Annotated in this window: 12 protein-coding genes and 2 pseudogenes; 5 read left to right on the top strand and 9 right to left on the bottom strand. The window is 46.7% G+C overall.

Going from position 1 to position 13,602, the window contains the following annotated elements; translation table 11 throughout:
• The 3 genes and pseudogenes from CIK88_RS12510 to CIK88_RS09940 all read left to right on the top strand — a co-directional run.
• Positions 1 to 232, top strand: a pseudogene (locus tag CIK88_RS12510) (IS4 family transposase); the annotation flags it as partial.
• A pseudogene (locus CIK88_RS12820) lies at positions 232 to 393 on the top strand (Eco57I restriction-modification methylase domain-containing protein); the annotation flags it as partial. The pseudogenes CIK88_RS12510 and CIK88_RS12820, both read left to right, overlap by 1 nt.
• Positions 394 to 492: 99 nt before the next feature.
• Entirely contained in the window at positions 493 to 1,902 is a 1,410-nt protein-coding gene (locus CIK88_RS09940; RefSeq protein ID WP_254046884.1) for a BREX-1 system adenine-specific DNA-methyltransferase PglX, read from the top strand.
• Between the two features lie 505 nt (positions 1,903 to 2,407).
• Here CIK88_RS09940 and CIK88_RS09935 read toward each other — a convergent pair.
• The 9 genes from CIK88_RS09935 to atpD form a co-directional block, all read right to left on the bottom strand.
• On the bottom strand, positions 2,408 to 3,376 hold the full coding sequence (locus CIK88_RS09935; RefSeq protein ID WP_094389927.1) for a F0F1 ATP synthase subunit gamma: 969 nt from the start codon (positions 3,374 to 3,376) through the stop codon (positions 2,408 to 2,410).
• Positions 3,377 to 3,382: 6 nt separating this feature from the next.
• Positions 3,383 to 4,969 carry a F0F1 ATP synthase subunit alpha gene (atpA, locus tag CIK88_RS09930; protein WP_094389926.1) on the bottom strand — a complete coding sequence of 529 codons (1,587 nt, stop codon included), beginning with the start codon at positions 4,967 to 4,969 and terminating at the stop codon, positions 3,383 to 3,385.
• A gap of 51 nt (positions 4,970 to 5,020) precedes the next feature.
• The gene (locus CIK88_RS09925) at positions 5,021 to 5,557 is read right to left on the bottom strand and encodes a F0F1 ATP synthase subunit delta (protein ID WP_094389925.1); all 537 of its coding nucleotides are present in this window, start codon (positions 5,555 to 5,557) and stop codon (positions 5,021 to 5,023) included.
• 23 nt (positions 5,558 to 5,580) lie between these two features.
• Entirely contained in the window at positions 5,581 to 6,090 is a 510-nt protein-coding gene (atpF, locus tag CIK88_RS09920; protein ID WP_094389924.1) for a F0F1 ATP synthase subunit B, read from the bottom strand.
• Positions 6,091 to 6,112: 22 nt separating this feature from the next.
• Positions 6,113 to 6,367, bottom strand: a complete 255-nt coding sequence (atpE, locus tag CIK88_RS09915; RefSeq protein WP_094389923.1) for an ATP synthase F0 subunit C — start codon at positions 6,365 to 6,367, stop codon at positions 6,113 to 6,115.
• Positions 6,368 to 6,430: 63 nt separating this feature from the next.
• Positions 6,431 to 7,492 (bottom strand): F0F1 ATP synthase subunit A, encoded by a 1,062-nt coding sequence (gene atpB, locus CIK88_RS09910; RefSeq protein ID WP_094389933.1) that lies wholly within the window; start codon positions 7,490 to 7,492, stop codon positions 6,431 to 6,433.
• A 10-nt stretch (positions 7,493 to 7,502) separates the two neighbouring features.
• Positions 7,503 to 7,934, bottom strand: a complete 432-nt coding sequence (locus CIK88_RS09905) for a hypothetical protein (protein ID WP_144007235.1) — start codon at positions 7,932 to 7,934, stop codon at positions 7,503 to 7,505.
• A 13-nt stretch (positions 7,935 to 7,947) separates the two neighbouring features.
• On the bottom strand, positions 7,948 to 8,196 hold the full coding sequence (gene atpC / locus CIK88_RS09900; protein WP_094389921.1) for an ATP synthase F1 subunit epsilon: 249 nt from the start codon (positions 8,194 to 8,196) through the stop codon (positions 7,948 to 7,950).
• A 5-nt stretch (positions 8,197 to 8,201) separates the two neighbouring features.
• On the bottom strand, positions 8,202 to 9,728 hold the full coding sequence (gene atpD / locus CIK88_RS09895; protein WP_094389920.1) for a F0F1 ATP synthase subunit beta: 1,527 nt from the start codon (positions 9,726 to 9,728) through the stop codon (positions 8,202 to 8,204).
• Between the two features lie 368 nt (positions 9,729 to 10,096).
• On the opposite strand from atpD, the gene CIK88_RS09890 reads away from it, so the two are divergent.
• Together CIK88_RS09890 and CIK88_RS09885 are read left to right on the top strand one after the other, a co-directional pair.
• Complete coding sequence (locus CIK88_RS09890; RefSeq protein ID WP_094389919.1) at positions 10,097 to 11,755, top strand: AMP-binding protein; 1,659 nt, start codon at positions 10,097 to 10,099, stop codon at positions 11,753 to 11,755.
• Positions 11,756 to 11,785: 30 nt separating this feature from the next.
• Positions 11,786 to 13,447, top strand: a complete 1,662-nt coding sequence (locus CIK88_RS09885) for an AMP-binding protein (protein ID WP_094436192.1) — start codon at positions 11,786 to 11,788, stop codon at positions 13,445 to 13,447.
• Positions 13,448 to 13,602 lie beyond the last annotated feature (155 nt).

Raw genomic sequence — 13,602 nt, 5'->3', positions numbered from 1 at the left:
CTATGGCACAACCGAAAATGCTGTAAAGATACAATTGTATAGTGCAATCATTGCATATTGCTTGGTTGCGATTGTTGAACGAAAAATGAAATTGAATATGGAAATGTATGATTTGTTAAGAATTTTATCTGTCTCATTGCTGGACAGAACCCCTCTCGTAGATTTGCTCGGCAAAAGCGAACCTGCCGAGAAGTTACAAACTGTAAGAGAATTAAGTCTTAAATTTATTTAGTGGACACTAGTGAAGAGAGTTATACCTTATTCCTTTATGCTTGCACACGTTGCTTGAAGGAAAACGGTGAACTTTGTTTTATTATCCCTGATACGTTTCTTTCTCTTCATAGACATCTGTCTATTAGAAAATTTTTGTTAACCAACACGCAAATTAGGGAGTTGGCTTTATTCCCATCTTCTTTCTTTCCTGGCATTAATTTTGGCTATGCGAATCTCTGTATCATTACTCTAAAAAAATCCACTGAAATTTCTCAGAATATGAATAATGAAATAGTTATTAGAACAAACTTTAAGTCAGTTGAAGAATTGGAGAACAGTAATTGCGGTACCCGAAAAATTATCTCTCAGAAATCTGTTTATGATGGAGTTGGTTCTGCATTCATGTTTAATTCAACAGATAAAGTCGCCAGTCTGATTAACAATGAAGATTTAAAAAAGATTGGAGATATAGCAAGTTGTGTTACTGGATTTTATTCTGGAAATGACAAGAATTATCTTCATCCATTAAATAGTGAGATTAAAAATTCAAAAAAGTATATCTGTGCAAAAACTGAGAATATTCGTAGATTGGACTTGTCTCAGGAAGAAAAAGTCTCAGGTATTACAGAGGATGATTATCTTGTACCCATCGTCAAAGGTGGCAATATTGAGTATGTGAAGCCCAACCATTGGTTTATGGATTGGTCTGCTCAAGCTATTTCTGAATATAAACAAAGCAAAAAGTGTCGGTTTCAAAACTCTGATTTCTATTTTAAAAATGGAATCGGAATTCCGATGATACGTTCATCCAAACTCACTGGAGCTTTGATTGAAGGACGTTTATTTGACCAATCTATAGTCGGAGTTTTCCCAAAAGAAGAGAAGTGGATATTCTACCTTTTAGGATTCTTCAACTCTTCTGTATGTACAGAATTAATCAACGCAATCAATCCATCAACCAATAATTCTGCCAATTATATTAAGAAGATTCCTTTTATTGTACCTTGTGACAAGACAAAGAATAAGGTAGATGCATTGGTTCAGAATATCATTGTCAACTTGAAAAATGGTGACACGAATGTTGAAACTGACAAAAAGGAGATTGATGAGATTTTTGCCAATCTGTATTTCAAAAACATAGGAGCAGACAGCAAGAAATCCAAGAATGCTAAGACGGTAGCAAAACAATTGAATTTCCTAGAGTTGTTCGATCAATATGCAGACAATCCTATCGTTGAAAACTGGATGGTTAATGATAGTGCGACAAGTGTTTATGGATGCAAAATCATTCCTTCCGCTTTAAATATTGATAAGAATTGTTTGATTAGTCTCGTTAAATCAGATAATTTTGAGCATTTTGCCGGACAGTCAGCCAAGATATATTATACTGGTAAGAAGTTTCCAACAACAGTTGCACTAAATAGATTATACTATTTTGTGCCATACCTTAAAGGCAAAGGCATAAGAGACATTTATCTGATTAAAATTGCACGTCTTGGATTCCGTAAAGAAGGAACTCCTGAGGAAGATCAGAATGACCTTAGACTTGTATTCGAGATTGAGTTCATCGGACAACTTTTCAACGATTACAAGTCCGTTGGTTTAAAGATATGGAGGACGTTTACTGATACAACTCTCTATGAGTTATTAGACGGTCAAGATAATGAAAAGCATAGTTTGGTTATATAACATGTCACAGGTCAATGTCATCCCAAACTATCCGTAGTCAACATCATCATTTCCAAGCGTTACAGTTGACAGTTGACAGTTATGGAAAACGGTTTTTTTTAGTAGCCTGAAGGCTAGAAATCTTTGGAGGAAATCTTTAATAAAATATGGCCTTTGGCCAGAAATCAATCATCGTATCATTGGATCATCGGAATTTAGACGGAATTTAGACGGAAATAAAATCTTTAACAAAAATCTTTGACCAAAATGCGCTCGAGTTCCTCGCTTCTGGGAAGGACTTTGTTATGGATCGCATCAGAGATGCTCGAAATCTTAACAAAAATCTTTAGAATAATCTTCAACTATAATCTCTAACCTCTAACCTTTAAACTTTAACCTTTAAACTTTAACCTTTAAACTATAAACTTTAACCTTTAACCTATAAACTAAACACTCCGTGTGCGCATAAAGAAAAATGGGTGTCCGACCAAGCGAACACCCATTTATCTCTAAAAACGATATAAAATCAACTGTTTATCGAACCACCTACAATGTCGAGCAACTCATTGGTAATGGCTTGCTGACGACTCTTGTTGTACTGCAGGTTCAGCTGACGCAATAGCTCATCGGCATTGTCGGTCGCTGTCTGCATGGCTACCATGCGCGCTGCATGCTCTGAGGCAATGCTGTCGAGCAGGGCTGTGTAGAGCATCAGATGTGCGAGCTTGGGGATGAGCAACGTGAGAACGCTCTTCATGTCGGGCTCGACGATGAAGTTGTCGTTCAGAGGTACTGCTTTCTCCTCGCGCTTCTGCTCGTTGCGGGCGTTGCGCTTGAGATAGTCCTGTGCCTCACGCGTGACAACAGTAGTGGTGAGGTCGCGCTCATGGTCACGCTGGAGCTCGCTCTCCAAATCGATGGGGAGGAAGGTCTTGGTGGTGAGCACCTGCGATCCTGCACTCTTGAAGTGGTGGTAGATCAAATCGACCTTGTCTATCTCACCGTGCATGAAACGGCCTCCGAGCTCGCGCGCCAATGCGATGCACTGGGCAACATCGGGATGTTCCACCATGTCGGCATAGTCGGTATGGACCTTACACCCCATCTTGGCGGCTGCATCAGCCACTTTACGTCCGATGGGATAGATCTCAACCTGACCGGCGCCAAGTTGGGCAGAGAGGTCATCAACACGATGCTTGAGCAAACGGATGATATTGGCATTGAATCCGCCACAAAGCGATGAACTGCTGGAATAGACCACCAGTGCCACACGCTTCAAGGGACGCTCTTCGTTGAACACAGTCTGTGCCTCGGCCTCTGCCGCAAGAAACGACTTCAGGATATGCTCCAGCAAGGTCTCGTAGGGCAGCATGTTCTGGATGGCCACCTGGGCATGATGGAGCTTGGAAGAAGCTACCATCTTCATGGCACTCGTAATCTTACGGGTACTCTGGACACTTGCTATACGTCCCTTGATTTCTTTCAGACTCGGCATAGGCTATCAGGCTTTATAGGTTCCGGCGATGTCTGCCATGACTTGTTCGATACGCTGTGTGGTGGCGTCGTCGATCTTGCCACTGCCCAAGGTCTCGATGACTTCGGGAGCGGAGGTGCGCAGTTTGTCGAGGAAGGCATCCTGACACTCGCGTACTTTCTCGATGGGTACCTCGCGCATCAGTCCGTGTACACCACAATAGAGGATTGCCACCTGCTCGCCTACGGGCATGGGGCTGTATTGTGGCTGGATGAGCAACTGGTTGTTTTTACGACCACGGTCGAGGGTCATGGCGGTCACGGCATCCATATCGCTGGAGAACTTAGAGAAGGACTCCAGTTCACGATACTGTGCCTGGTCGATCTTCAATGTTCCTGCCACCTTCTTCATCGACTTGATCTGTGCCGAACCACCCACACGGGATACGGAGATACCTACGTTGATGGCTGGACGGAATCCTTGGTTGAAGAGGTCGCTCTCCAGGAAGATCTGTCCGTCGGTGATGGAGATGACGTTGGTAGGAATATACGCTGACACGTCGCCTGCCTGGGTCTCGATGATAGGAAGTGCGGTGAGCGAACCACCACCGCGTACATGACCCTTCATGCATGCAGGCAGGTCGTTCATCTGTTCTGCCACCTCCTGCTGTTCGTTCATCTTTGCTGCGCGCTCCAACAAACGAGAGTGGAGGTAGAACACGTCACCAGGATAGGCTTCACGTCCTGACGGGCGGCGAAGGATGAGGGATACCTCACGATAGGCAACAGCCTGCTTGGAGAGGTCGTCGTAAACCACAAGGGCGGCATAACCGCGGTCGCGGAAGTACTCACCGATGGCAGCTCCTGCAAACGGAGCGTAATACTGCATGGCAGCAGGATCGGCTGCTGTGGCGGCTACTACGATGGTATAGGGCATGGCGCCGTGCTCTTTGAGCGACTGTACCAGTGTGGCTACGGTAGAGGCTTTCTGTCCGATTGCCACGTAAATACAATAGACGGGTTTGCCTGCTTCATAGAAACTCTTCTGGTTGATGATGGTATCTACGGCAATGGCGGTCTTTCCCGTCTGGCGGTCGCCGATGATGAGCTCACGCTGTCCGCGACCGATAGGAATCATGGAATCGACAGCCTTCAATCCGGTCTGGAGCGGTTCCTTTACCGGCTGACGGTAGATCACACCAGGAGCCTTACGGTCGAGCGGCATCTCAAATGCTCCTGTCAGGTCGATGTCTCCCTTTCCATCCACAGCCTGTCCGAGGGGGTTGATGACGCGTCCCAACATATTGTCGTTGACGCGGATAGATGCGATGCGCTTGGTGCGCTTCACGACCTGTCCCTCTTTAATGCCTGCCGTTGGACCGAGAAGCACACAACCCACGTTGTCTTCCTCGAGGTTCATCACAATGGCCATAGTGCCATTCTCGAACTCGAGCAACTCGTTGGCTTCTGCATTGCGGAGTCCATAGATGCGTGCCACACCATCGCCGACGGTGAGGACGGTGCCCACTTCATCGAAACTGGCAGAGTCGTTGACGCCCTTGAGCTGTTCGAGCAGCACCTGCGAGACTTCGCTTGGTTTTATTTTGTCTGACATTTGTTTTTAATAATAATGCTTGATACAAGTGCCACGGGGGGACACTATTGCTTATTTACTTAACTGTGTGAGAATGGTGTTGAGCTTCGACTTCACGCTCGCATCCATGCGATAGGTGTCGTACTCAAGGATAAAGCCGCCGATGATATCGGGATTTACCTCTGTCTCAAACTCCACAGTGCCATTAGTCTTACTCTCTACCATCTGGCGCATCTTCTGCTCGGTCTGAGCGGACACACGCGCTGCGGTGGTGAGTTTTCCACGGATGATGTTCTTCTGCTTGCGGTAGAGCGTGATATATGAATTCGCAATGAACTGCATCACGTTCTCGCGGCCTTCTTTCAATACGAGATTGATGAAGTTTCGAGTGAGAACAGAAGGCTGCTCACCGGCGGCAACCGCCAGTATGCCCTCCTTCTTTTCTTTCGAAAGCATGGGATTTTCGACGGTCTGCCGCAGCTGATCTACCTCCAGGTAGCTCTTCGCCAAGGTCATCATGTCCTGATAGACCTTGTCTTCGAGACCTTCAGCGGTGGCTGCCTTCAACAGGGCCCGTGCATATCTGATCGATATTGCTCCAATATCCATACGCAATCATCAATTACTTATTGTCATTTAGCAGAAACTTCATCCAGCATACGGTCAATCAAATCCATCTGCGACTTGTCGTCTTTCAGATTCTCGCGAAGAACCTTTCCGGCAATATCGACACTCAAGGCTGCTACCTGACGACGAATGTCGGCGATTGCGGCATTCTTCTCCTGGGCAATGGCAGTCTTTGCCTCATCCAACAAGCGTGAACCTTCCTGACGGGCTTTTTCCTGGGCCTGCTCCACGATGGCGTCGCGGGTCTGGGCTGCCTCACGGAGTATCTGTGTCTGCTTCTCGCGAGCCTCCTGCAAGATGGATTCTCCTTCTTTCTCGATGTTGGCGAGTCGCTCCTGTGCCTCATGGGCCTTGCGGAGACTCTCGTCGATGAAGTTCTTACGCTCCTCTACCGATTTGGTGATGACGGGGAAACCGAACTTAGCGAGCAGAAGGAAGACCACCAAAAACGCGACGAGCATCCAGAAGAAGAGTCCGAAGTCGGGCGTCAGTATTGATGGTAAATTCATATCCATTTGCTTTGAAGTTTTTTATGGATTACATGAACACGCAAAGTGCGCAAACTACAACGGCAAACAGGGCAACACCCTCTACGAAGGCTGCTGTCAGAATCATGTTTGTACGGATAGTACCTGCTGCTTCGGGCTGACGGGCAATAGCATCCATAGCGCTTCCACCAATACGACCGATACCGAGACCGGCTCCAATAGCTGCAATACCTGCGCCGAGACCGGCACCAAACTTAGCGAGACCAGCACCTGCGGCTGCCTGTAAAATCAATGATAACATAATCTTAAATTTTTAAATGGGTTATACTTATTTTTTTTGTTTACTTTTTTTCTTTAGAGAATGTGTTTATCCTTCATGGTGTTCGGGGTGAGCCAGTCCGATAAATACTGCACTCAACATGGTGAACACGTATGCCTGGATGAATGCCACAAGAAACTCAAGGCAGTTCATGAAGAGCATCATGACGAAGCTCAGCACGGTAAGTCCACTTCCCAAAACAGCATTGAGTGACCATCCGATGAAGATGATGGCTGTGAAGGAGAGGATAATGGCGTGGCCTGCCATCATGTTGGCAAACAAACGGATCATCAGCGCGAAGGGCTTGGTGAGAATGCCGAAGAGTTCGATGACTGGCATAATAGCCACGGGATAAGCCTTGAGGAATGCAGGCACGTCGGGCCAGAAGATTTCCTTCCAGTATTCCTTATTGCCAAACAGGTTGATTGCCAACATGGTGCACAGGGCAAGGAAGAAGGTGACGTTGATATTTCCCGTCACATTGGCGCCACCGGGGAATACCGGCAACAAGCCCAACAGGTTGGTGATCAGAATGAAGAAGAACGCTGTCAGCAGATAAGGGGCATAGGGACGATAGTGCTTCTCGCCGATGGAGTCCTTGATGAGGTCGTCGTGGATGGTCATGACCAGCATTTCCATCATGCCGACAAAGCCTCTGGGGCTCTCACGCGTCACATCGTGCTTCTTGTACCAACGGGCGCAACTGAGGAAGATGGCGAGCATGACAAATACTACAATCCATATCTGAAGCACACTCTTGGTGATGCTCAAATCCCAAGGACGCACGCTACTACCGTCGGAAAGCCGCTCATAAATCTTACCGTTCTTCGCCTCGTTGAAATAGAAGCCTTGGTAATCGTGACCTTCTTCGGCAGCCTCTTCGATGCGAGAGGAACTGAAACAATGCCATGCTCCCGTTGCCTCACTTCTCACAATGACCGGCAGGGGAATGCTGACATGGGTCTTCCCGAATGTGGTAATGTGCCATTCGTAGGCGTCTGCCATGTGGCCCAACACGATTTCCTTCACGTCAACGCTATTAGACGCTGTCGCATTGACAGGGGACGAAAGCCCAAGTAACAGTAGAAGACTTACGAGTAAATATTTCATTTTCTTTATTTTATGCATTTCGATGAATCTTTTTCTCCACCCTCACAAAGTAAAGGGTATCGTAAATGAGCAGCACAAGGTAATAGACAAGGAAGAGGAAGACGAAGAAGCGAATCTGCATCTCGTCGTCGGCAAGAAACAGATAGATCAGCACGGTGGCAATGCCTGCTATCATACGCAAGCCAGATGCTGCAAGATAGAACGTCGGCAGACTGGCTGATGAACTGGATGCCACCGCACGCCAAGCCAAACCGTAGGTCAGGCTGGCGAACACTTGGAAACCTGCAGCAACGGCAAGGGGCACGCCTATCATCGAAAGGCTTCCCCATACACCGGCACTCAACAGGGCCAGAACAGTCATCACTGCGATGATTGTCAGGCTCTGAATGATATAGGTGACTGCAGCTTTACGCATCATGTGATTTTCTTGTACTTCCGTCATTGGTCTGTTTCCCTTATGCATTGAGTTCTACACAAAGTGCCACCTCATTCTTCTGCACTTCAACAAAACCGCCAGCAACAGCCAGTTGGCTTTTCACACCGTCTGACTTCGCATAGACTACGGTTCCTTCTGTCAGCGCAGAGATAATCGGGGCGTGGTTGGTCAGTATTTCAAACTGGCCCAAGACACCAGGAACGAGAACGCTCTGAACATCGCCCTCAAACTCGATTTTCTGGGGAGAAACTATTTTCAACTTCAACATACGAATTATCCTTTAGCAGCTTCCAACAGTTTTTTGGCCTTTGCCTTCGCATCTTCAATAGTTCCTACATTGAGGAAGGCCTGCTCTGGAAGATCGTCAACCTCACCGTCAAGAATGGCATTGAAACCCTTGATGGTCTCTTCGATGGGCACCATCACACCTGGCAGACCAGTGAACTGCTCGGCTACTGAGAATGGCTGAGAGAGGAAACGCTGCACGCGACGTGCGCGGTTTACAGTCTGCTTATCCTCGTCGGAGAGTTCGTCCATACCAAGGATGGCGATGATGTCTTGCAATTCTTTATAGCGCTGCAGGATCTCCTTCACGCGCTGGGCACACTCATAATGCTCTTTGCCCACAACGAGTGGGTCGAGGATTCGTGAGGTACTTCCCAGAGGATCTACGGCAGGATAGATACCAAGTTCGGCAATCTTACGGTCAAGCACGGTTGTGGCGTCAAGGTGGGTAAACGTAGTTGCTGGAGCAGGGTCGGTCAAGTCGTCGGCAGGCACGTAAACAGCCTGTACGGAAGTGATAGAACCTTTCTTGGTAGAGGTGATGCGCTCCTGCATGGATCCCATTTCAGAGGCAAGCGTAGGCTGATAACCTACAGCTGAAGGCATACGGCCCAACAGGGCAGACACCTCGGAACCAGCCTGAGTGAAACGGAAGATATTGTCGATAAAGAACAAAATATCGCTTGCACCGCCATCCTTACTGCCGCCATCGCGGAAGCCTTCTGCAACGGTCAGACCAGAAAGGGCTACGGATGCACGGGCACCCGGTGGTTCGTTCATCTGACCATACACAAGGGTGGCCTGACTCTTTTTCAGTTCTTCAGGGTCAACCAGCGAGAGATCCCATTTGCCTTCGTCCATGGCCTTGCGGAACTTGTCGCCGTAACGGATAACGCCAGACTCAATCATCTCGCGGATCAGGTCGTTACCCTCACGGGTACGCTCTCCTACTCCGGCGAATACAGAGAATCCGTTGTGCCCCTTGGCGATATTGTTGATGAGCTCCATGATCAGCACGGTCTTACCTACACCAGCACCACCGAAAAGTCCAATCTTACCACCTTTAAGGTAGGGTTCCAACAGGTCGATGACCTTGATACCCGTGGCAAGTATCTCCTTGGTGGTAGAAAGTTCTTCAAACTTAGGAGCCTCACGGTGAATGGGGTAAGCACCCTCCATCGCGAGCTGTTTCATACCATCAATCGGCTGGCCGATAACATTGAGCATTCGGCCTTTGATCTGTTCGCCTGAAGGCATCAAAATAGGAGAACCCATCGGTACGGCTTCCAGTCCACGCTGTAAACCGTCGGTATTGTCCATGGCAACACAGCGCACGGTATCCTCACCGATGTGCTGCTGTACCTCAACCACAAGTTGCGTACCATCCTGACGCTTAATGGTCAGCGCTTCATGAATACGGGGAAGCACTTTCTCTGCGTCTTGGCCTTCGGTATTGAAATAGACGTCAATTACCGGGCCGATGATCTGCGAAATGTGTCCATTAATCTGTGACATAAGCAGTATTTTTATATTTTAGTTAACTTTATTTGCTTAGATATTTTGAACGCAAAATTACTAAGTTTTTTAATAAAAAAGAAAAAATTCACAAACTTTAATGCAACTATTTGTTTATTGCAACACCTTTGCAACACCTTTGCAGCAACATTGAACAATCACCACCCGTCACAGACGACAAAAGTACACATAAAATAGCCCTTAAAATAGCCCTTGGAAAACTAAAGTACATCATCCAGTTTACTTTTTACCTTATATTTAATAAGGTATGGTATAAGGGAATGGACATATTACAAAATTATTGCACATATTTTTTGTGAATGTGCAAAAAAAGCATTACCTTTGCACAAAATTTCGTTATTTGTGCAATGGACAACATACCAAGCTTCAACTCTTACATCGAAAAAACCATCAAAGACAACTGGTTGCTCGATGCACTGACTGATTACAAAGGAGCCACACTACAATATCACGATGTGGCACGCAAAATAGAAAAGCTCCACATTCTCATGGAAGCAGCAGGAGTAGAGAAAGGTGACCGCATCGCTGTGTGCGGACGCAACTCAGCTCACTGGGCTGTGGCTTACCTTGCTACATTCGCATACGGAGCTGTCATCGTTCCTATTCTCCATGAATTCAATGGCGAACAGATTCACAACATCGTTAACCACTCGGAATCAAAACTGCTTTTCGTAGGCGACTACATCGTCAAGACCATTGACGAAAAGGAAATGCCAAACCTGAGCGGTATTCTGAATCTGCCGGATTTCTCACTCCACACATGCAGAAATGAAAAACTGGCCTACGCCCGCGAACACCTTAATGAACTCTTTGGAAAGAAATATCCGATGGCATTTCGCAAGGAGGATATTCATTGGCACGTGGATTCACCCGAAGAACTCTGCATGCTCAACTACACCAGTGGTACTACCGGGTTCTCAAAGGGTGTAATGCTGCCCTACCGCGCAGTGTGGGGCAATGTGAGTTTCTGCATGAATGCATTGGCACCAAGACTGCCTAAGTTCAGCAAGATTCTCTCTATCCTCCCCATGGCACACATGTATGGACAAGCCATCGAGTTCTTGTTTTCATTCTGTTCAGGCTACCATCTCTTCTTCCTCACCCGACTGCCATCACCTGCCATTATTGCAGAGGCTTTTAAGGAAGTAAGACCACACCTGGTAGTGGCGGTGCCACTCATCATCGAGAAAATCATACGCAAGAGAGTATTCCCCAAGATACAGAACAACGCTATCAAACTGCTTTGGCAGATGCCCGTGGTTTCGAAGAAAGTCAAAGAGCATATCTGTAAAGAGGTATGTGAGGCTTTTGGAGGCAGAGCCTATGAAGTCATTGTAGGAGGTGCTCCACTTAACAAGGAAATAGAGAAATTCCTCGTTGACATCGACTTCCCTATCACCGTAGGCTATGGTGCTACTGAATGTGCGCCACTTATTACCTACAGTGATTTCCACGATTTTGAAAAAGGATCATGCGGTACGCCCGTTGACTACATGGAAGTGAAGATTGACTCACCTGATCCACGGAACACGGCAGGCGAAATTCTGGCACGAGGCACCAATGTCATGTTGGGCTACTACAAAAACCAAGAGGCAACAGATGCCGCACTCGACAAGGAGGGATGGTATCATACCGGAGACCTTGCAACCATGTCGGAAGACGGACATGTGTTTATCAAAGGACGCTCAAAGAACATCCTCATCGGAGCCAGCGGACAAAACGTATATCCAGAGGAAATAGAAGACAAACTCGCATCAATGGCAGTTGTCAGCGAATGTATTATCGTACAGCGCAACCAACACCTTGTGGCACTCGTACATCCTGACATGGACGAGGTCAAAGAGATGGGATTCACCGAGACGGATCTACAAAACATCATGGAGCAAAACCGTCAGCAACTCAACGATATGATGCCTGCATACAGCCGCATACAGAGTATCGAAATCCGATATGAGGAATTTGCCAAAACTCCAAAGAAAAGTATCAAGCGCTACTTGTATAAATAAGAATCATACTAAACTAAACAATCGTAGAAGATGGAAAACGTACCAAGTTTCATACAACTCATCGAGCAAAGCATCAAGACCAATTGGGATCTTGATGCCTTGACCGATTACAAGGGAGCCACGCTACAATATCACGATGTGGCACGTAAGATAGAGAAACTGCATATTCTCTTTGAAAACTGTGGTGTACAGAAAGGCGATAAAGTCGCACTCTGCGGAAGAAACTCAAACCAATGGGCAGTGGCTTTTCTTGCCACGCTGACCTACGGAGCTATTGCCGTGCCTATCCTGCACGAATTCATGCCGGAACAAATCCACAACATTGTCAACCACTCTGATGCAAAACTGCTTTTCGTGGGCGACCATGTGGCTACACAGATTGACCCTGTGCAAATGCCACATCTTGAGGGTATTGTCAACAACCCCGACTACTCTCTCATGCTTTCAAGAACAGACAAACTGACATACGCACGCGAACATCTTAACGAACTTTACGGTAAGAAATTTCCAAAATATTTCCGCAAAGAACACGTACACTACGAATATGAAGAAAACGGAGAACAACTGGCGCTGATCAACTATACCAGTGGTACTACGGGATTCTCTAAAGGTGTGATGATTCCCTACCGCGCACTGTGGTCGAACTTCGACTTTGCCGTGAACGTACTGGGTAACACCATCAAAACGGGCGACCGCATCATCTCCATTCTCCCCATGGCACACATGTATGGAATGGCTTTCGAATTTCTATTTGAATTCCTCTACGGATGCCACGTCTATTATCTTAACCGCATACCATCGCCTGCCATCATTGCACAAGCATTTGCCGACATCAAACCAAGAATCATCATCGCTGTTCCGCTGATCATCGAAAAGATTATCAGAAAGAAGGTATTCCCCAAAATACAAAACAACCGCATGCGTCTCCTCATGGCAATGCCTGTCATCTCCAAAAAGGTGAAACAGATGATCTGTCAGGAAGTGGTGAAGGCTTTTGGAGGTGAACTCTATGAAGTAATCATCGGAGGTGCTGCGTTTAACCGCGAAATCGAAACGTTCCTCCGCAAAATAGAATTCCCATACACCGTAGGATACGGAGCCACTGAATGTGCACCTATCATCTGCTACCGCGACTGGCAAACCTTCAGACTGGGTTCTTGCGGACAACCTGTAGTTCACATGGAGGTGAAAATTGACTCAGACAGTCCCAGTACAAAACCTGGTGAAATCTTGGCTCGCGGACTCAATGTCATGTTGGGCTACTACAAGAACGATGAAGCTACCAAAGAAACTATTGATAAAGACGGATGGTATCATACGGGAGACCTTGGTACCATGGACGACGACAAAAACGTGTTTATCAACGGAAGATCGAAAAACATGCTTCTGGGACCCAGCGGACAGAACATCTACCCCGAAGAGATAGAAGATAAGTTCAACTCTATGGCTATGGTGGTGGAAACTGTGGTTGTTCAGCGCAACAACAAGCTTGTCGGTCTGGTTTATCCTGATTACGATGAAGCGAAGAATATGAACTTCAACGAGGAGGACATCTACAATGTCATGGAGCAGAACCGTCAGCAACTCAACGAACTACTCCCCGCTTACGAGAAAATCACCGAAATAGAAATACAGAAGGAAGAATTTGAGAAAACTCCTAAAAAGAGCATCAAACGATACCTCTACAAATAAGACGATGAAAGAGTTTACGCGCAAGTCTGCGTGTGTAAAGCGGATTTGAAAGCTAATCGGTAGATAAAAAAACTTTGCGCTCCCGTGTTTTGGAAACGCAAAGTTTTTTTTTACGCCAACAGGTCAGCATGTACGTCTGCATTTTTATGTCACCA

Origin of the sequence: Prevotella sp. P5-50 (assembly GCF_002251295.1) — a bacterium.
GTDB lineage: Bacteria > Bacteroidota > Bacteroidia > Bacteroidales > Bacteroidaceae > Prevotella.
The sequence above is the reverse complement of the archived record's forward strand: the minus strand, read 5'-3'. Positions and strand labels throughout refer to the sequence as shown.

What these genes read in the sequence shown, in the direction of transcription:
- CIK88_RS09940 (WP_254046884.1), top strand. Translation starts at nt 493, where the DNA reads ATGAATAATGAAATAGTTATTAGAACAAACTTTAAGTCAGTTGAAGAA.
- CIK88_RS09935 (WP_094389927.1), bottom strand. Translation starts at nt 3,376, where the DNA reads ATGCCGAGTCTGAAAGAAATCAAGGGACGTATAGCAAGTGTCCAGAGT.
- atpA (WP_094389926.1), bottom strand. Translation starts at nt 4,969, where the DNA reads ATGTCAGACAAAATAAAACCAAGCGAAGTCTCGCAGGTGCTGCTCGAA.
- CIK88_RS09925 (WP_094389925.1), bottom strand. Translation starts at nt 5,557, where the DNA reads ATGGATATTGGAGCAATATCGATCAGATATGCACGGGCCCTGTTGAAG.
- atpF (WP_094389924.1), bottom strand. Translation starts at nt 6,090, where the DNA reads ATGGATATGAATTTACCATCAATACTGACGCCCGACTTCGGACTCTTC.
- atpB (WP_094389933.1), bottom strand. Translation starts at nt 7,492, where the DNA reads ATGAAATATTTACTCGTAAGTCTTCTACTGTTACTTGGGCTTTCGTCC.
- CIK88_RS09905 (WP_144007235.1), bottom strand. Translation starts at nt 7,934, where the DNA reads ATGACGGAAGTACAAGAAAATCACATGATGCGTAAAGCTGCAGTCACC.
- atpC (WP_094389921.1), bottom strand. Translation starts at nt 8,196, where the DNA reads ATGTTGAAGTTGAAAATAGTTTCTCCCCAGAAAATCGAGTTTGAGGGC.
- atpD (WP_094389920.1), bottom strand. Translation starts at nt 9,728, where the DNA reads ATGTCACAGATTAATGGACACATTTCGCAGATCATCGGCCCGGTAATT.
- CIK88_RS09890 (WP_094389919.1), top strand. Translation starts at nt 10,097, where the DNA reads ATGGACAACATACCAAGCTTCAACTCTTACATCGAAAAAACCATCAAA.
- CIK88_RS09885 (WP_094436192.1), top strand. Translation starts at nt 11,786, where the DNA reads ATGGAAAACGTACCAAGTTTCATACAACTCATCGAGCAAAGCATCAAG.